18 protein-coding genes are annotated in these 19,039 nt (G+C 53.6%); 4 read left to right on the top strand and 14 right to left on the bottom strand.

The genetic code is table 11. The features are described from left to right. Window positions 1–78 precede the first annotated feature (78 nt). A complete protein-coding gene (locus H616_RS0107175) occupies window positions 79–840 on the top strand; it encodes a UDP-2,3-diacylglucosamine diphosphatase (protein WP_027966757.1) in 762 nt (253 codons plus the stop codon). A 69-nt stretch (window positions 841–909) separates the two neighbouring features. Here H616_RS0107175 and trhP read toward each other — a convergent pair whose 3' ends face one another. After that, window positions 910–2,334: a prephenate-dependent tRNA uridine(34) hydroxylase TrhP gene (gene trhP, locus H616_RS0107170; protein WP_027966756.1), complete on the bottom strand. Its 1,425-nt coding sequence runs from the start codon at window positions 2,332–2,334 to the stop codon at window positions 910–912. Window positions 2,335–2,561: 227 nt separating this feature from the next. Between trhP and H616_RS0107165 the strand changes: the two genes are divergently transcribed. Then, window positions 2,562–2,861 (top strand): YkgJ family cysteine cluster protein, encoded by a 300-nt coding sequence (locus H616_RS0107165; protein WP_051234063.1) that lies wholly within the window; start codon window positions 2,562–2,564, stop codon window positions 2,859–2,861. Between the two features lie 24 nt (window positions 2,862–2,885). Here H616_RS0107165 and H616_RS0107160 read toward each other — a convergent pair whose 3' ends face one another. The 5 genes from H616_RS0107160 to purU all read right to left on the bottom strand — a co-directional run bounded on the left by H616_RS0107160 (window position 2,886) and on the right by purU (window position 9,659). Beyond that, window positions 2,886–6,818 carry an ATP-binding protein gene (locus H616_RS0107160; RefSeq protein WP_027966754.1) on the bottom strand — a complete coding sequence of 1,311 codons (3,933 nt, stop codon included), beginning with the start codon at window positions 6,816–6,818 and terminating at the stop codon, window positions 2,886–2,888. 39 nt (window positions 6,819–6,857) lie between these two features. After that, window positions 6,858–7,505, bottom strand: coding sequence for a MiaE family protein (locus tag H616_RS0107155; RefSeq protein ID WP_027966753.1), 648 nt, complete (start codon window positions 7,503–7,505; stop codon window positions 6,858–6,860). Between the two features lie 7 nt (window positions 7,506–7,512). Beyond that, complete coding sequence (locus H616_RS14430; protein WP_035572731.1) at window positions 7,513–7,953, bottom strand: DUF1289 domain-containing protein; 441 nt, start codon at window positions 7,951–7,953, stop codon at window positions 7,513–7,515. A gap of 147 nt (window positions 7,954–8,100) precedes the next feature. Beyond that, on the bottom strand, window positions 8,101–8,772 hold the full coding sequence (locus H616_RS0107145; RefSeq protein WP_027966752.1) for an energy-coupling factor ABC transporter permease: 672 nt from the start codon (window positions 8,770–8,772) through the stop codon (window positions 8,101–8,103). Window positions 8,773–8,804: 32 nt separating this feature from the next. Next, window positions 8,805–9,659 (bottom strand): formyltetrahydrofolate deformylase, encoded by an 855-nt coding sequence (gene purU, locus H616_RS0107140; RefSeq protein WP_027966751.1) that lies wholly within the window; start codon window positions 9,657–9,659, stop codon window positions 8,805–8,807. Between the two features lie 289 nt (window positions 9,660–9,948). Between purU and H616_RS0107135 the strand changes: the two genes are divergently transcribed. After that, the gene (locus tag H616_RS0107135; RefSeq protein WP_027966750.1) at window positions 9,949–11,535 is read left to right on the top strand and encodes a ribonuclease J; all 1,587 of its coding nucleotides are present in this window, start codon (window positions 9,949–9,951) and stop codon (window positions 11,533–11,535) included. Between the two features lie 114 nt (window positions 11,536–11,649). Here H616_RS0107135 and H616_RS0107130 read toward each other — a convergent pair whose 3' ends face one another. From H616_RS0107130 to mobA, 7 genes are all read right to left on the bottom strand, one after another. After that, window positions 11,650–11,937 (bottom strand): H-NS family histone-like protein, encoded by a 288-nt coding sequence (locus tag H616_RS0107130; protein ID WP_027966749.1) that lies wholly within the window; start codon window positions 11,935–11,937, stop codon window positions 11,650–11,652. A 173-nt stretch (window positions 11,938–12,110) separates the two neighbouring features. Then, on the bottom strand, window positions 12,111–13,103 hold the full coding sequence (gene moaA, locus H616_RS0107125; RefSeq protein WP_027966748.1) for a GTP 3',8-cyclase MoaA: 993 nt from the start codon (window positions 13,101–13,103) through the stop codon (window positions 12,111–12,113). Then, complete coding sequence (moaE, locus tag H616_RS0107120; protein WP_027966747.1) at window positions 13,100–13,585, bottom strand: molybdopterin synthase catalytic subunit MoaE; 486 nt, start codon at window positions 13,583–13,585, stop codon at window positions 13,100–13,102. The genes moaA and moaE overlap by 4 nt, the downstream gene beginning before the upstream one ends. A gap of 2 nt (window positions 13,586–13,587) precedes the next feature. Then, window positions 13,588–14,400: a cyclic pyranopterin monophosphate synthase MoaC gene (gene moaC, locus H616_RS0107115; RefSeq protein WP_027966746.1), complete on the bottom strand. Its 813-nt coding sequence runs from the start codon at window positions 14,398–14,400 to the stop codon at window positions 13,588–13,590. A gap of 10 nt (window positions 14,401–14,410) precedes the next feature. Beyond that, entirely contained in the window at window positions 14,411–15,718 is a 1,308-nt protein-coding gene (moeA, locus tag H616_RS0107110) for a molybdopterin molybdotransferase MoeA (protein WP_084155765.1), read from the bottom strand. Next, window positions 15,715–16,305 (bottom strand): molybdopterin-guanine dinucleotide biosynthesis protein B, encoded by a 591-nt coding sequence (mobB, locus tag H616_RS0107105; RefSeq protein ID WP_027966744.1) that lies wholly within the window; start codon window positions 16,303–16,305, stop codon window positions 15,715–15,717. Before mobB ends, moeA begins: the two co-directional genes overlap by 4 nt. A 19-nt stretch (window positions 16,306–16,324) precedes the next feature. Next, window positions 16,325–16,972: a molybdenum cofactor guanylyltransferase MobA gene (gene mobA, locus H616_RS0107100; RefSeq protein WP_051234062.1), complete on the bottom strand. Its 648-nt coding sequence runs from the start codon at window positions 16,970–16,972 to the stop codon at window positions 16,325–16,327. A gap of 174 nt (window positions 16,973–17,146) precedes the next feature. Between mobA and H616_RS0107095 the strand changes: the two genes are divergently transcribed. Then, window positions 17,147–17,755 (top strand): cupin domain-containing protein, encoded by a 609-nt coding sequence (locus H616_RS0107095; RefSeq protein ID WP_027966742.1) that lies wholly within the window; start codon window positions 17,147–17,149, stop codon window positions 17,753–17,755. 22 nt (window positions 17,756–17,777) lie between these two features. Here H616_RS0107095 and H616_RS0107090 read toward each other — a convergent pair whose 3' ends face one another. Further along, the gene (locus H616_RS0107090; protein ID WP_027966741.1) at window positions 17,778–19,019 is read right to left on the bottom strand and encodes a uracil-xanthine permease family protein; all 1,242 of its coding nucleotides are present in this window, start codon (window positions 19,017–19,019) and stop codon (window positions 17,778–17,780) included. Window positions 19,020–19,039: the final 20 nt, after the last annotated feature.

Here is a 19,039-nt window from a genome sequence, read left to right as displayed (position 1 = left end):
CACTTTGTCTGCCGCCCTTTGTACGTTTCGCTACACCGGTGGGTTTTCTTTTTTCATTTGCCATCACCGAGTTTTGTCATGTCTACCCTGCTCATCTCTGATTTGCACCTGCATCCTGGCGCACCCGCCATTACAGAAGGTTTTATTGACTGGTTAGAACGTCGCGCCTGTGATGCTGAAGCCATATATATTCTCGGCGATTTTTTCGAAGCCTGGATTGGTGACGACCTGCTTACCCTTGGCAAGGCTGACCCCACAGGCAGTGCCACGCTGGCCCTTCGCATTGCCCAGGCATTGAAGGCACGCGCCACTGCTGGCACCGCGATTTATTTAATGCACGGCAACCGCGACTTTTTACTGGGGGAAGAGTTTGCACGCCAGGCTGGTGCAACACTACTTAGCGACCCCAGCGTGGTCGAGTGGGGAAACCAGCGTGTATTGCTGATGCATGGTGACAGCTTGTGCACTCAAGATGATGCTTACATGGCGTTTCGCAGCCAAGCTCGCGACCCACGCTGGCAAGCGCAGATACTGTCTATGCCGATTCCTGACCGGCTGGCACTCGCTCACCAGTTGCGCGAAAAATCTGGCGAGGCGAATACCAACAAAGCCGAGGACATCATGGACGTCACACCCCAAGCAGTCATTGATGCCATGGCAGCGCACAATGTCACCACGATGATTCACGGCCACACTCATCGCCCAGCCGTACATGAACTTGACGTCAATGGTCAGCCTGCGCAACGGCTGGTGCTGGGCGACTGGCAGCCAGGCAAAGGTTGGGAAATCGAGATTGGCCCGCACCAGCAGCCCGTCCTGCGTGAATTTCCCCTAAGCTAACCACAACACTGCCGTTGAACTAACGACACTGTTGAGCAGCTGGCCTTGTTAAGGTATCAATGTAAGCTATCAACTCAGGTCGCGCATCAGCAGTGCATACGCGATGCGCTCCTCAGCAATCGGCTCTCCTGGAATGGGGATTCGCACCACATGGCCTGACCCCGGAGCCGCGCCGGTTGATTCACCGTGTTTGTTTTCAATATATTCAAGCGTGAAGCGACGATTTCCACCAGGCAGCATCAGCTCCATACCGTCACCCACCTCAAAACGATTTTTAACCTCAATCGTCAACCAGCCTTGTTGTGGGTCGTAATCAACAACTTCACCCACAAATTGCTGCTGCACCCCGATCGAATTGCCCTGCTCATAGTTCTGATACTCATCATGCACATGGCGGCGGTAAAAGCCTTCGGTATAGCCACGATTAGCGAGATTATCTAGCTCGTTCATAAGACGCATATCAAACGGTCTTCCAGCGACGGCGTCATCGATAGCACGGCGATACACTTGCGCCGTCCGGGCCACGTAGTAATGCGACTTGGTCCGCCCTTCGATTTTGAGTGAACTAACGCCCATCTCTGTCAACTGTGGTACATGCTGCACAGCACGCAGATCTTTAGAGTTCATAATGTAGGTGCCGTGTTCATCTTCGAACACCGGCATTAACTCGCCGGGACGAGTCCGGTCTTCAATCAGCGCAGAAAGCTCGCCCTGCCCCTCAACCCCGCCTGCGGTAGCACTACTTTCAAACTCAGCACTCCCTCCACCAGAAGCAATCAAGCTGCTCGGCTGTCCTTGATCCGGCGTCCATACACCGCTCGCTGCATGTGCACGCGCTGAGTTGGCCGGCACTAAGTCCCCCGTTTCATCCTGCGCTGCCGCCACAGTATTGTACTTCCAGCGACACGCATTGGTGCAGGTCCCCTGATTAGGGTCACGATGATTGAAGTAACCTGACAGTAGGCAGCGACCAGAGTAGGCAATGCAGAGCGCGCCATGAACAAAGGTTTCGATCTCAAGGTCTGGACACTCAGCACGAATCTCACCAATCTCACGCAGCGACAGCTCCCGCGACAAAATAATCCGGCTGATTCCCTGCTGCTGCCAGAATCGCGCAGCCGCATAGTTAACGACGTTGGACTGCACCGACAAGTGAATCACCTGTTCCGGCCACTGCTCGCGCACCATCATGATCAACCCAGGATCAGACATAATTAACGCATCAGGGCCCGCCTCAATAACCGGCTCCATATCACGCAGATACGTTTTAAGTTTGCTGTTATGCGGAGCGATATTCGACGCCACATAAAATTGCTTACCCCGCTCATGGGCATAGGCAATGCCACGGTGCAGGTTGTCGATCTTGAAATCGTTATTACGTACGCGTAATGAATAGCGCGGCTGGCCGGCATAGACGGCATCGGCGCCATAAGCAAACGCATAACGCATATTTTTAAAAGTGCCGGCAGGCGAGAGAAGCTCTGGAGCTTTCATGAAATATTCACCGTTGTCAGGACGATGGTGCGATCGGCGTAGTGCGTGTACTAAACCCTTACGGTACACCCTCACGGCAAAGTACAGGCCACACCACAAATCGACACGAATAAGGAAAGGCGCGAGATTCTACCAACTGGCGAAGGTGCTGGCCACAAGACATCCATTTCGCTAATCTAGCGGCCTTGCTATTTCCCCCTGTACAGCGACTTACAAAGCCTCCGCTCATGCCCGCTCTTATTAGCTTTGCCAGCAACACACCCTCCTCGCAGCTCGACGCCACATGCCGCGCTGGCTGTGGTGCTTGTTGTATTGCCCCATCAATCAGCTCAGCAATTCCCGGCATGCCTAATGGCAAACCCGCCGGCCAACGGTGCATTCAGCTCGACGATAACAATCTTTGCCGACTCTTTAACGACCCGCGTCGCCCACAAGTCTGCGAACGTTTCTTGTTCGATAACGCACTATGTGGCAACGATCGCCTAGAGGCATTAGAGCGCATTAACGCACTAGAGATTGCTACCTGATAACGGCTTCTGACCTATCGGTTGTCATCCCCCTGAATTCGTCGGCTCAATCTGATCAAGCAAGGCTCGCCAACGAATCAGAATCGGTGCATCGCTATAGCTAACTTCGCCAAGCAGACGGCGAAAATCGCTTCTCATCTCAATATCACCAGGGTCAACTAACGTCAGCCAAGCTTCCAGGGCACACAACTGCTGGTGCACGTTGCCATCATCACATGCCTGTTCAAGCGCCAGCTGAATCAGCCGAGATACCTCCACAGCACAACTCCCGCGCTGTTTGCGCACCCGAGCCAATTGAGTCGCCAGCTCTGGCACAAATAGTGGCAAACATTGGCGAGCAATGCCCAGGCAACGATCCAGATAGCCTTCAGCGCGCGGCAACTCCTCCAGTGCTAACAGCGCATCAACCAACGCCAAAATGGGGTATTCGTACGGATCACGTCCAGTCGTTTCTGCCAGCTCTTGCTGAGCTGAGTCCATGCGCTCCAGCCCTGCAGGATCACCGCTCAGCGCCGACTGCCAACCCAGCATAGTGCGGGCCGCAATCTGCCATAACTGCAGATCTGGTGAGTCTGCTAAGTGGTAGGCACGCTCAACGCGCTGCGCGGCCAATTGAACATGTCCCAACTGGCGGTATTGAGCCGCAGCATACAACAAGGCCATGGCTAAGCTACCTGGGTGATTAATTCGCTCGGCGAGACGAATCGCTGCTTCGATCTGTACACTCGCCCGGCGATAATCACCGCGCAGACACATCGCCCACGCCTGATAACACGCTGCCGTGACCTGAGGATGTTCGGAATATGACAATGAATTAATCATCATCGGCGAGTTGAGCGGGTCGAGCGCATCCAAGCGCTGACCAGCCGTGGCGATTCGACCCGACCAGTAATCGCAGCTAGCTCGCGCAAAATCAGCCAGCCGGCCATAGCGCACATCGCTAAGCTTGCCTGCAATTTCAGCAAGACGCTCTGCCAGCTGAAAAGCTTCCCCGTGAGCATGACGCTGGCTGCAGCCTACCCACAAGCCCCATTTCACCAAAAACACTTGCTCGTAATATCCAACATCCATTGACGTATCACCACGCTCTCTTTTTAAAAGATTGCGTGCATGCGTAAAGCTCTCGTGAGCGGTGGGTGAGCCATGCCCTTCAAGTGCAAAAGCCGCCTGCCCCCTCACATTATGCAAGCTGATTTCCCGCTCAGATTGACCATCCGCATCTCGCAGGCTCGCAAGGCCAGCATCAGCCATGCGCAACGCCGTACGATTAGCACTCACATTCATGGCTTCTCTCGCCGTTAGCTCAAAATAACGAGCAGCGCGAACGTATTGGCCGCTGCGCCGAAGGTGGCTGGCAAACTCGCCGGAACGACGGCTGATCCACACAGGAAAACGCTGCTCAATCAAGGCAATAAACTGGGTATGCAAGGCAGCCCGAATGTCTTTTGGGCATGATAGATAAGCCGCTTCCTGCAGCAGCTGATGTGTAAATTGATATTCACGTATTTCATGCCCTTGACTAACTGGCTCGATAATCTCCAAGCGTTCCATATGCGCTAACGCGTTTTCCAGCTCAGCGCCATTAACGCCACTGCACTCCGCCAGAAAATCCAGCCGAAAGCGCCGCCCTAACACGGCCGCAACCTGAGCCACATGCCGATCACCTCCCAGCTGGTCAATGCGACTACCCAGCAACCCCAGCAACCCTTTAGGCAGGTCATCTAAATTGACAGGCCGCCCTTCTCGCTGCTCAAGGGCAATACGCCGACAGATTTCCTGATGATATAGCGGCACCCCATCACAACGCTCCGTGATTTGCTGCTTAAGCAGTGGCGTTAGCTTCAACTGATAATGACTAATCAAATGGTTCAGCAACCGCAACGATTGCTTATCATCTAACCGCTGTAGCGTAATTTGCTGATCCCAGTTAATCCGCCCGGGTAATGCGTCACGGCCATGGTGGCTAGCGACAAGCAGGAAAGGACTGTTAATTGCCAATCGAGCTTGCAGCTCTGCCAGCACATTCAGCGACGGCTCATCTAACCACTGCAAGTCATCAATCATCAAAACGAGTGTGCGCGTTGCTGTGATGCGTAACACCAAGCGATGCAGCAACTCCACAACCAGCGCCAGCGCCTCGCTGTTCTGGCTAATAGCAAACGACTCATCAGTATCGCGAAGACCTAGCGCGTCATAAAGCAAACGGTGCGAGGCCGTATTATTATTCGCTGCAGGGGGCTCATCAGCCTCAACACCACGCCACCCCATGAGCTCCATCACCGCCGAGGCGACGATGGATCCCGCTAAGTGCCAGCGCAACATTTTGCGCACCATTGCATACGGTTCAAGACTTGATAACCGCGTGGCGGGTTGCCAACAGATCGCCGTTTGCTGACCCTGCTCTAACTGACGCAAACCAACTAGCAACGCGGATTTCCCAATACCTGATGGGCCACTCACCAACACACTCTGCAATAGGCCAATGCTGGCTCTGGCATGCGCATCCCTTAACGTACGCAGTGCCACTTCACGACCCACTAGGTTTGGCTTAGCCATTTCGCCACTGCCAGACGCCGAGATAAGCACCAGCGCCTGTAAGCGAATACGACCGTCATGACTCACCTGTCGTGACGACAGGCGAGGCTGCAAATCAAGCGCTGGCGGCATATGCTCGCTAGCTTGCCGGGATATCACCAACTCACAACCTTCAGCAGCATCCATCAGAGCCAGGGATTCCTGCATAACCTGACCCAGTGGATCAACGATGTTGCGCTCCGGCAAATACAGCACTTGCCCACTATTGAGGCCTGCCGCGAAGGTAATACGAGGCGGTGCACTCTCTTGATCCCAGTGGCGTAAGCACTCGTCTGTCAAATGCATTCGGCAATGTTCATACAAAGCCACCAGCTCGGCTAACTGATGAGCTGGCCCATTCGTCCCAAAACAGGCCAGACCAACGCCTCCCGTTGCACCAGCCAGCCAGAAGCCTCCTAAATGCTGGCACTGAAGCTCTAGCCAATGCATAAGCCCTGTTTGAAGAGACAGCACCGCCCGAGCCGACACCCGTGTCGATAGATCAGCCTTTAACGACAAGCGAATAGCCATCACCGACAGTTGCCGCTGCTCAATCTCTTCTTCTTTCAGTGGCGCACTACCAACAGCCAGCGTACGACGAATGCTTGTGCTGTGAGTTTGAGATGACTCAGGAGAGCGCTGAGACCAGTGATGTGCTAGCTGTAAAAACGAAGAGGTTGGCTGCTGCCCCGTCAAGGCCAGCAGTTGCAAATAACGGCTATGCTGCTCATGCGCCGCTGCTAGCTGCCCACTATCCACAAGCTGGCGAACCAACCGCTCACGAAAGGGCCCATAGCTTGAAAAACGGTTAACCAACGACATCATCATATGATCATCTAGCGGCTGACTGCCCTTGGCATCCAGCACTTGCTCTGTAAAGCGAATCACCCGATGTCGCCATTCGTTACGCACTTGCACTAACCAGCACTGGTAGTCGTTACATTCGGTAAGCTGCAACTCCTCGACTAAGTCACCGCGATAGCAGTCCAGTACCGCTTCACATGCCTCGGGCGACGGAGGCTCTTCCAGCAATTTCTGAAGGTCATGCAGGTCAAACAGCCAGTCGTCCCGCCTAACAAAACCAATAGAGTGGCGTGAGGCCCACAACAACTGATCAGCATGCTCGCCTAGCGACTGGCGTAGAGAGTGCAGCGCATGGCGTAAATTAGCACGCCCAGCGGCACCCTGGTTTGGCCACAGCAACTCCGCTAGCGTGAGACGACTCACCGGTTGATCATGCAACAACAGATAAACCAGCAGGGCCTTAACCTTGTCATAGCTGAACTGGGTCAGCTTATTCCCTCCCAAACTTAGAGAGAAGCTACCTAGCAACGTGAGACAACCTTTGCTCTGGTCCAGCACGCCTTTCGCGTTATCGCCCATCATGACGTCACCCTACAGGCTGCCAGACTGCAAATACCCTCAGGCTGGCACACCACTATGAAAGCGGAATTCAGGATCCCGTGTATTGATCAGCTCAGCTTCACGAGCGGCAAAAAAAGCCAGCCTCGACGCAAAAGCTTGACTGTCTGCTTCACCACATGCCTGTCGAGCAAGCATCAAATAGTCTTCGTAATGTCGGCCCTCTGACTTAACTAAGCCACGGTAGAATCTTGCCAGCGAAGCATCCAGATGCGGGATCAATGCCGCAAAGCGCTCACAACTACGCGCTTCGATAAAGGCACCAATTATCAGAATATCCACCAACCGCTCAGGCTCCTTAGCACGCACATGACGACGCAGGCCTTCGGCGTAACGTGATGCCGTTAAATGACGATACACAATACCCCGCTCTTCCATGATTTTGAGCACCTGCTCGAAATGTAGCAGCTCCTCTCGCGCTAACTGTGCCATGCACTTAAGCAGCTCAGGAAAATCCACATAGCGATACAACAAGCTCATGGCAGTAGACGCGGCTTTTTTCTCACACTGGGCATGATCGATCAGCAGTAGCTCCGGATTCGCCAGAGCGGCCTCTACCCAAGAGTCTGGCGTAGAGCACCCCAGAAACGCCAGCAGCCCATCAGGCAATAAAGACTCAACCGATGAAACAGCAAGTGATGATGTCATTAGCAACTCACAGATTAAAATGATTTTCAGCCGCACGGCAGCGCGCGTCTGCCGCATCAGCTAACGCCACGCACAACTGCTCATACAAAAACACAATACTGCCGCTCTGGTGGGCAACCAGGCCATAACAAGAAAGGTCGCGCATTTGCTGACGCCCTGTTCTCAACAGCTCAACAACACACGAAAGCGGTGGCTGATTCTGACGAACCCGTATCCTATGACGTTTAAGCTGCTCATTGAGCAACTCACTATTAACAACTGAAAAAAAACGCCCTGCCACATGCTCGCGCATCGCATCAAGCTGCTCCATTCGCTGCTCACGCTGCATGGCAGTCATACCAAACCAGTCAAGAATCTCGTCACTGGTCCGCTGGCATCCGCGGCACACATTATCTCCAACGGTGGTTGAACAGACCCCAACACAAGGTGATGTTATGCGTCCCGCCATATTATTCCTCGCTGTGACTAGGTAGAAACTATGATCAAACGCGGCCTTCTGGGCACGCAGGGTTTACTGCAGAATGAGGTTGGGCAGCCCCCACCATGAGATGATGCCACCCGAAGTCCTGCTGACAGCGCCACCACGCCATGTCGGTTACTTAGTATCGATGTAGCGGTGCTCGCTGAAGGTAGCAACCCACTCAGGATGATATACCACCAGAATGCTGAGCAGCATGCCGGTAATAAACGCCTCTGATGGCATCAGGAGCGGCAAGAAGCGTGCATACTCGATGGCGTTTCGCACAACGTCAGGGTCAGAGGCACCTATTAGCACAAGCCCTACGGCGCTCAAGCCAGCAAATAGCGAAGATAATGCCGAACCAAAGAAACCGCAGATAAAAATAAACACCATCAAGTTATCTGCCAAAAAACGGTCGACGAGTCGCCAAGTAATACTGATTGTCAGTGCCGGCATAACACCAGTCACAAAAACATTGATGCCAACCAGGCTCCAGTCACTGCGACCTATGGTTGCCATGGCTAGATTAATTAACGTTACAGTGATCAGCGCCAAAGGTGCTTTAAATATCAGCGTCAACAATGCTGTAAACATCAGGTGCAGCGTCAGCCAATCCACTGCCTGAGCACGCAACTGCCACATCAACATGACAACAACAGTTGCTGCGAGCCAGCGGTGTTGAAGGCGATTATCATCAAGCAGAACTCGCCACGGCCGACGGCTTAGCGCCACCCCTAAAAACACGGCAGACACAGCGAAGCACAGCCCTAATAGCCACGGAGCAAGTACGGGGTCAGAAAACGTCATGAAACTCTCCGTTTGCTGCATCGACGCGTTTATTAGGCAAAAACAACCGTTTTATTGCCATGTACGATCACGCGGTCTTCCAGATGCCAGCGTAAGCCTCTGGCCAACACAGCCTTCTCCACATCGCGGCCAAAACGCACCAGATCTTGCGGGGCATGACAGTGGCTAACACGATGGATGTCTTGCTCAATAATCGGACCGGCGTCGAGTGCCTCGGTCACATAATGACATGTCGCCCCAATCAGTTTCACACCACGCTGGTAGGCCTGATGATAGGGTCTGGCGCCCGCAAAAGACGGCAGAAAACTGTGATGAATATTGATGACACGCCCCGAATATCGCTCGCATACATCTGGCGGCAAAATCTGCATATAGCGTGCTAGCACAACACAGTCGGCACGCAGCTCATCCACCAGACGCTGCACCTCACCAAAGGCTGGCGCTTTATTTTCAGGATCTACCGGCACGTGATAATAGGGAATATCATGCCATTCAGTCACAGCGCGCATTTCATCATGGTTCGATATTACACCGACAATATCGCAGTCCAGCTCACCCGAGCGCCAGCGGTATAGTAGGTCGGCCAAGCAATGGCTTTCTTTGCTAACCATCAGCACAACTCGCTGCTTAATGCTCGAATCAGAAAGCGTCCAGTTCATGTTGAATGATTCAGCAATCGGCTTAAACGATGCACTCAACTGCTCACTAGTTACATCCAGCGAGTCGGCGCTGATCTCATAACGCATAAAAAAGCGACCAGCATCCAGGTCAGAGTGTTGGCTGGCTTCGGTGATAGAGCCACCATGCTCAGCGATAAATCCTGACACGCGGGCAACGATCCCGACATTGTCGGGGCAGGAAACAACCAAACGATAAGAATGTGACATCGAAAGCTTCTGTGAAAATTCCTAGAGTGAATAAATGAAAGCAGGCCAAGGACGGCGGCAGCTCTCGGCGCAAGCACGATTATAACGAAGAACGCCTCGCGCTTGGCGGGAATTCATAATGAGATGCCCTGAATGCTTCGATTCGGACTGGCAGGCTCATGCTGTATAGTATTCTACAAACTTCTTTTGGATACGACCTACGCTTATGTCACAACCACGCATTCAGATTCGCCCTCGCCGACGCTCACCGCTGCATTTTCTGCCGCTGGGTGGTTCAGGCGAAATTGGCATGAACCTGAATTTGTATGGTTATGACGACCACTGGCTAGCCCTAGATTGCGGCATGATGATTCGCCAGGACCTACCCGACAGTCCACTGCAGGTTCCTGACCTAAGCACGCTGGAAACGTTAGGTATCCGACCTGCCGCGTTAGTGATTACCCACGGCCATGAAGATCACATCGGCGCCGCTGCTTGGTTGTGGCCAAAGTGGGGATGCCCAATCTATGCCACGCCATTGGCTGCGGGGCTGCTTCGTGCAAAATTTGCCGAGCGCGGACTCTCTCCGCAAGCCATTCATGTCATTGAGCCCGGGGAAGCGCTGGATCTTGGCCCCTTCGCCCTGCGTTATCTGCCGATGACCCACTCCATCCCTGAAAGCTGTGCACTATTGCTGTCTGCCGGCGGTTACCGAATTCTGCATACCGGCGACTGGAAACTCGATCCTGAACCGCTGATCGAGCCGGCGGTAGACCCCCAGCTGTATCAAGCGTTGGCCCCCCTTGACCTAGTCGTCGGTGACTCAACCAATGCATTACAACCCGGCCATTCACGTAGTGAAGGGGTTGTCGCTCAGGCACTGATGTCGGCCATTGGCCGCTGTAAGGGCCGAGTCATTGTCAGCTGCTTTGCTAGCAATTTAGCGCGTATACTGGCGATCAGCCAAGCCGCCGAGAAATCCGGACGGCGTGTCAGTCTCATGGGGCGATCCATGGAGCGCATGGTTAGTGTCGCTCGCGGCCTTGGTTACCTTGACGATATGCCACCTCTGGTACCTACACGAGATCTTGGCTATTTGCCGCCAGAGGAGGTATTGGTCATCGCCACCGGCAGCCAGGGAGAGCCTCGCGCAGCATTATCGCGACTGGCCCAAGGCCGTCATCCGCATATGGAGCTTACCAGTGGCGATAGTGTTATCTTTTCGTCCCGCGCCATTCCTGGCAATGAACGCTTAATTGAACGGGTTAAGCGCGGGCTGTCCAGCCTTGGTGTCAACCTGATGGATGATATTCAACACCCCGAATTACATGCGTCAGGTCACCCCGCTCAGGAAGAGCTTACTACACTGTATGGATGGGTTTGCCCTAAGCAGTTAATTCCTGTCCACGGCGAGCCGCGCCACCAACAAGCGCATCAGCAGTTGGCGAAAAAGATGGGTATCGACGTGCCTATCATTCCACGCAATGGCGACCTGATTTGCCTCGACCACCAAGGGCTGACTCTCGAAGCACGCCACCCACAAACGCCGCGCATTATACGCCAAGATGAAGTTGCCGCCTTAGCGGGGCTTGAAGGCGAAGGCGCTCAACGCCATGGCGAGCTGTTTATCGCACTAACCATTAGCGCCAGCGGAGATGGCTGGATACGCATCGGCCAACTACTGACGGACGGCAGCCTCACCTCACCCCTAGATGAATCTGCCTTTGCCGACTGGATCGACCAATGCCTTGAGGAGATCCATACCGACACACTCGCCGAGCTGCGTCACGCGCTCACACCACGCCTGCTGTATTGGCTAAATCAGCATCTTCGGCGCATGCCCAGTGTTCATTTACAGTTACTGGCTTCCGAGACAAAAGCCCCACCCAACAGTTGACCTGGAGAGCCGCAATAGCCGCGTTAGTCGCGCGGTATTGGGGACCCATTTATTACGCAATGACAGGCTGGAAGCTTGCCGGAAAGTGGGACGTACGTGTTGGGGTATCTTTCGTTACTGGTTTTTCTTCTTCGGCGGACGACCACGCTTTCGACTTGGTTCTTGTGGCACTAGATCGTCAACAGACAAACCGGCTTCTTCAAGCTGTTCACGAATCGCTTCAAGCTTGCGGGCCTTTTCACTATTCTCTGCCTGACGCTGACGCTCATCTTCATGTTTCTGTTCAATAACCTCACCGATGACTTCAATCAGTTTAGTCAGTTGCTCAACACTAAGCTGCCGTGCGGCTGCGCGAGCAACATTTTTATTGCGAGCTATACGCTCTAACGCTTCACTAGACATCGCCACATCTCCAAATACAGGTAACTAGTCACCCATTACTTTATCGACATTTAATTCCCACAAGATATATGCTACTTAATGAGCTGGCAAGAAAAAATAAAAGAGCGTGTATTTAAAATACTGAGTCACCAAAATAACATTACCACACTATTACTAAAGCAAAGCCCAGCGCATTAGCCACCAGTCATATTCATAAAGCGCACCACCTGCACATCACCATCTGTCGTGAAGTGATGGCGCTCTGGCTTGAGTGGCATGGCATTAAGAATAGCTTGCTTAAGCCGTTCAATATTACCAGGGTAGCTACGTAGCACAGCCCGCAGATCAACCGAATGCTCATTTCCCAGACAGAGTAATAAGCGTCCTTCTACAGTGACTCTGACACGATTACAGGTACCACAGAAATTATGACTGTGCGGTGAAATAAAACCAATCCGCGTAGGGCTGTTCTCCAAAGAAAAATAGCGCGATGGTCCCGGCGTGGTCTCAGCACTCTCGGTCAGCCGATAACGTGATTCAATACGCTCTTTGACGTCATCACTGGAACAGTACGTTTCACTACGGCAGTGATCGCTCACATCACCCAGCGGCATTTCCTCAATAAAACTAATATCGAGACCTTCAGCTATCGCAAACTCAACCAGCGGCAACACCTCATTGTCATTACGCCCTTTGAGAATGACGGCATTAAGTTTAATGCGCTGAAACCCAGCATCACGAGCAGCACGAATGCCATCAATGACTTTATCGAGATTTCCGGTTCGAGTGAGTTGCCGAAACAGCTCTGCATCCAACGAGTCGAGGCTGATATTAAGGCGCTGAAGCCCTCCTGCTACCAACTCAGGTGCTAACTTTCGCAAACTGGCACCATTCGTCGTCATAGCAAAGTCATTAAGTCCTGGAAGTTGGCCAATGTGTGAAACTAGCCGGGTAATATCACGCCTCACCAACGGCTCTCCACCCGTTAAGCGCAACTTCTTAACGCCGAGTTCAGTAAAAGCTCGGGCTACCAGGCCGATCTCTTCAAGCGTAAGAACCTCGCTTCGTGGCAGAAACGTCATGTCTTCGCTCATGCAGTAAACACAACGAAAATCACAGCGATCGGTCACTGATAAACGGACATAGTCAACCCGACGACCAAAGGTATCGATGAGCTGTTCCGTCATACCGTGCTCTCCTGACACGGACCTGCCTGTGGCTGCCCAAGCCAACGCTTGGCATCTTGCTGATCTGAATCACGCTCAGCTACCCAATAATCGCCACTAGCGGTCTGCTCTTTTTTCCAAAATGGTGCTCGGGTTTTGAGGTAGTCCATCAGGAAATCACAGGCCAGAAAAGCATCGCGACGATGAGCGCTAGCCACCATTACCAACACAATAGGATCACTAGGAACAAGATGCCCAATACGGTGAATGATACGGACGGCTTGCAGCGGCCAGCGGGCTTTCGCTTCACACACAATATTGTTTAGCGCTTTTTCCGTCATGCCTGAGTAGTGTTCAAGAATCAGCCCTTGAACATCGGGTCGCTCATTGATGTCACGAACCAGCCCCGTAAAACTGACCACCGCACCGATATCGCACCGCCCTGCCAACATGGCACGCTGCTCAGCGCCAACATCGAAGGTTTCATATTGCACATCAATCATGCTCAACCTCCTGTCACTGGGGGAAAGAAAGCCACTTCATCATCATGGGTTAACGGCGTGTCATCATTGGCCATGCTTTGATTTACCGCGCACAGCAGCCGTTGGTCATCAATATCAATGAAACGCTCATATTGATTCTTCAATGCTAGCTTAAGCCCCGCTACATTGGCGCTCGCCAGCTCATGAAAAGGTACTGACAATTCACTCACCCCAAAGCGCTCGCGTAACTCAGCCAAGCATTTGACCCGAACACTGGGCGTTCGCTCCCCTTCCAGCGCCAATGGCACCCGCCCGGCTTCAGCACTGGCAGCAACAATCGGTGTCGGCTGCTCGGTATACGTGTCTGCGCGATTATAGTCACCCGATACGCCACCGCGTTTGCTATCGAGATGAATATCTCCAATCTGCATATCTTTATCGACCGCCTTACACATATCGTAGAGTGTTAAGCAGGCGACCGAAACAGCCGTCAACGCCTCCATTTCCACCCCAGTACGGCCGTTAAGGCGACAATTAGCCGTCACACGTACACAGGATGTGACACTATCAAGTTCGAAATCGACACTAACTTTTGACAACGCCAGTGCATGACACAGGGGAATCAGCTCATGAGTGCGTTTAGCTGCCTGAATACCTGCGATACGCGCCGTCGCCAACACATCCCCCTTGGGCAACCCTTCTTCTGCCAACAGTGCCAACGTGGCAGGACGCATACGGATATAACCAGATGCACTGGCCTCACGGCGACTTTCCGGCTTGTCAGCCACATCAACCATATGGGCCGCACCACGGGCGTCAAGGTGTGTCAGGCTCATGTTAAGCACCTTATGAATAGCGTTTAAGTAATTGAATGGTCACTGGCGTACCGATATCTATTCGGTCTTGCTGCGGGCCAACCTCAATCAAACAGTCGGCTAATGCCATAGATGACAAAATGCCTGACCCTTGCGGCCCAGCTTCGCGAACCCATAACTGCCCTGCCGTATCACTATAGTGACAGCCACGCAAAAAATCTGTTCGTCCCAAGCGGCTGTTAATGACTTGGTCACTCACCGCTGTACGACATACTGGAAGCCCTTGGTGTGCCAACTGCCCTTCTAACCGTGCCAGCAACGGTGCCGCAAACTGCAGGAACGTCACCATGGCCGCCACAGGGTTACCAGGCAAGCCAAGAAATACCGCACGCCGTGACCCAAGGTACCCACAAGCCATGGGTTTTCCAGGCTTCATGGCGAGCTGCCAAAAAGCCATCTGCCCCTCAGCGCGCAAGGCTCGCTGGGTCATATCCGCGTCACCCTCCGACACACCACCACTGGTCAGCACCAAGTCGGCTTGCTCAGCTGCCTGACATAGAGCATCACGGATATCCTGCTGGCGATCAGGAAGAATGCCCAAGTCAAGCACGTCACCACCGTGCTCACGAACCAGCGCCATTAATGCATAACGATTCGCATCGTAGATACCTGATTCACCCAACGGCTGACCTGGTGCTGTCACTTCATTGCCGGTGGAGAACACCGCCACCTGAGGGCGGCGGTGTACGTCACACCTGGTTAGCCCCAGCGAGGCCAAAATACCCAGCTGTGCAGCATTAAGGCGTGTTCCAGCATTCAGCACCTTACTGCCAACCGTAATATCTTCACCTGCCTGCCTTACATTCTGACCTTGACGCACACTCTGCGGCTGTTGAACGTACACTCGGTCACCCTGCCATTGCAGGCGCTCTTGCATGATAACGGTATCAACACCAGAGGGCAGCGGCGCGCCGGTGGTAATTTTGATGCACTCGCCATGGCCGATAGCGTGCGGCAACGGCATTCCCGCCAACTGCCTGCCCACGCATAACCACCCCTCATCAATGTTGCCTGTACCAGCCTCCGGCCAAGCCAGTGCAATACCGTCCATGGCTGAATTGGTATGCCTGGGGACCGCCATAGGAGAAATAACCGGCGCTGACAGCACGCGCCCATGCAGAGCCTCAAGCGCAACCGACTCGGCCTCAAGTGGCCCAGTAATCAGCGAAAGTAAGCGCTCTCGGGCTTCTTGTGGAGACAGCAGGCCGTCCGTTTCAGCTAAGCAACAGTGGGCGTTAACATTCGACGGCGACTCAACACAGTTCAGGTTCCGACTCATGGCATTGCCTTTGTCTGCAAACCGGCGGCCCAGCGCATCGGCCACGCGGCAACCCACTGACTCAGGGCATCAATATCATTCAGATCAAGCTGCTCCAGCTCAACGGGCAACTCAAGCTCTACATCACTGGCAACCGCCACAACCCAGCGATCGGACTCTGCACTCAGCGGCTTGCCCACTGATGGCCGATACACTTCAAGCTTAGGCAACGGCCAGTGTTTAAAGCCTTCTACCAATATCAGGTCAGGCTGATGCGGACGTACCATTGCCAGCAGCTCAGGTAAATCAGCCTCGTTGTTACCCGGCGTTTCAATCATCATTGCAACGCGTGCGCGAGACGCGATCAACATCGGCACGGCGCCTGCCTCACGCAGCCGATAGCTGTCTTTTCCAGGAATATCAATATCAAAATCGTGATGAGCATGTTTGATGACGGCCACTTTCAGACCCTGTGCTCGAAGCCGAGGCAACAGTTGCTCAAGCAGCGTCGTCTTACCGGTGCCACTCCAGGCAGCGATACCGAGTAACGGTGGCATACCGTCCCAGTCAAGCGCACCTGCTACGGTGTGGGCTGCGATTTCATGCATAATGTAATTGACCCCACGGTTATTGGTGCTTCTTAGCACTTACTGCATTGAGCTGTGCGTTAATGCGAGTATGGTCTTGCTCAGCATTGAGGTTGGCAAACGCGTCATAACAGTCAGAAAAATCGACCGTCACACAACGGTGGCGTTGGTGCCAGTCACGGACTTTGTGCCTACCGGACGCCAGATATTGGCCAAGATCATCTGCCAGGGCGGTTCTCATCAGCGCAATAACCGGATGCAGGCGCTCACCGTCATGGGCCACAGCAATATCTGCATCGCCGATAGTCGTTGCCAGCCTTGGTAACAAGGAGTGTGGAAGCAAAGGTGTGTCACAAGGCACCACGGCAAGCCACGGCGTGTGAGCTGCCTCAAGCCCTGCCAGCAAGCCGGCCAATGGCCCAGGGTAGCCGGGCTCGGCATCACGCACGACTCGGCCACCCAATGCGTCATATTCTGTGAGGTTACGATTGGCACTAATGAGCACTTCAGCCACATGCCCGCTAAGAACAGCCATGGCGTAACTCACCATCGGCCAGCCATTGAGGTTAACCAACCCCTTGTCTTTCCCGCCTAAGCGTTGCCCACGGCCGCCTGCCAGAACCAAGCCAGTGACTGCTTGTGGCGAATCTAAGCCTAGCGCTAATCGGCTGACTGAATCTTGCTGCATGAGTGCTGCTTGCCTCGCTACGACTTATGACGTTAAAGCGTTGTATTTTTAAATATATAATGCCTCATACAAACACGACTCGCCATGACATCATCGAGGAGAGTTAACAATTGGGCGTTATCTCAACCCCTCTCAAGCGGTATGATGTGTCAACTATTCTCTACGGACAGACTCATGAGTGAAGGATTCAATGTCGGCACCCAGCTACGTTTACTACGCCAAGAACGTGATATATCTCAGCGTGAGCTTGCCAAACGTGCAGGCGTGACTAACAGCAGCATTTCATTGATCGAACAGAACAGTGTCAGCCCATCTGTTAGTTCGCTGAAAAAAATCTTGGATGCCATGTCGGTTTCCATCAGCGCTTTCTTTGCAGGTGAAGAAACCAGCCACCCCAGCCCTTTCTACCGAGCCAGTCAGCTAACCGAGATTGGCGACGGCAATCTCTCGTGGCGACTGGTCGCTGCGGGCCGGCCCGACAGACGTATGTCAGTGCTTCACGAACGCTATCCGCCAGGGGCGGATAGCGGAGCCGATATGCTAGAACACGACGGCGAGGAAGGCGGCGTTGTCATCGCCGGTGAAATCGAAGTCACCGTCAACGGTGAGGTCGCAACACTCAGCACCGGCGATGCCTACTACTTTGATTCGCGCTTGCCCCACCGTTTTCGCAATACAGGCAATACGGAGGCTGTCATTGTCAGCGCCAATACACCACCCTCATTTTCTGACGGCGGAGAAGGGTTACACCATGGGCACGACCCTGACAGCAAACCAGCATAAATACTGCCCACAGCGCCGATATTCAGTCTTCTTCGCTGCGTGGCAATACGAAGTTAAGGACGATACCAACAACGGCGGCCAAGCCGACGCCTTGTAAGGTAAACTGACCGCCGCCGACCTGCATTCCGCCAATGCCGAATACCAGAATCAGCGACACAACAACCAGGTTGCGCGGCGAGGTCAGTGGCTTTCCTGCACGCACCAGGGTGTTCATACCCACCACGGCAATCGAACCAAATAGCAGGGTCATAATGCCACCCATCACAGGCCCCGGGATAGTTTGCAGCAAGCTGCCAAGCTTGCCGACAAACGATGCCAAGATCGCGATGACCGCGGTAATTATCATAATCCACGGGTTAAAGGCCCGAGTCAGTGTCACCGCACCAGTCACTTCAGAATAGGTCGTATTAGGCGGCCCACCAAACAGCGACGCCGTGCAAGTCGCCAAACCATCACCCAGCAGCGTGCGATGTAACCCCGGCGTTTCCAGGTAGTTTTTACGCGTTACCGAACCAATGGCCACCATATCGCCGATATGCTCAACGGCTGGCGCAATCGCCACGGGAATCATGAATAGTACCGCTGCCCAGTTGAAGCTAGGAGCAACAAAGTCTGGCCATGCAAACCAGTCAGCCTGTTGAATTGACGAGTAGTCTATAACCCCCATCAGCATAGCCAACACATAACCGCTAACGATACCGCCCATAATTGGCACCAGCCGAAGCAGCCCACGGCCAAACACCGCTAACACCAGGGTGACTAAAAGGCTCGACATCGACAACAGCATGGCTGCCCCTGTCGTTATATGCTCACTGGTTTCACCCACCGCCATACTTACCGCTGTAGGCGCTAAGGCTAGGCCAATTACCATGATCACTGGCCCGACCACCACGGGAGGCAACAGACGATGCAGTAATGCGGTACCACGCACACGAATCAACTGCGACAGCAAGACATAAACCACGCCTGCCGCCATTAATGCCCCCATGGTGGCAGGAATACCAAAATTGGCCACCGAACTTTGAATCGGCGCGATAAAAGCAAATGACGATGCCAGAAATACCGGCACGCTAACGCCAGTAACGGCATGAAATACCAACGTGCCAACGCCAGCAGTAAACAGCGCAACATTAGGGTCAAGCCCCGTCAGTAAAGGCACCAGCACCAAAGCGCCGAAAGCCACAAACAGCATCTGCGCGCCAGTTAGCAACGTATGCAGCGGAGATTCACCAGTGGCGCGTGAAGCACCTGTTTTTAGAGACATAAGTAACTCCAGGCCGGGTC

The organism is Halomonas halocynthiae DSM 14573 (assembly GCF_000425725.1).
Taxonomy (GTDB): domain Bacteria; phylum Pseudomonadota; class Gammaproteobacteria; order Pseudomonadales; family Halomonadaceae; genus Halomonas; species Halomonas halocynthiae.
The sequence above is the reverse complement of the archived record's forward strand: the minus strand, read 5'-3'. Positions and strand labels throughout refer to the sequence as shown.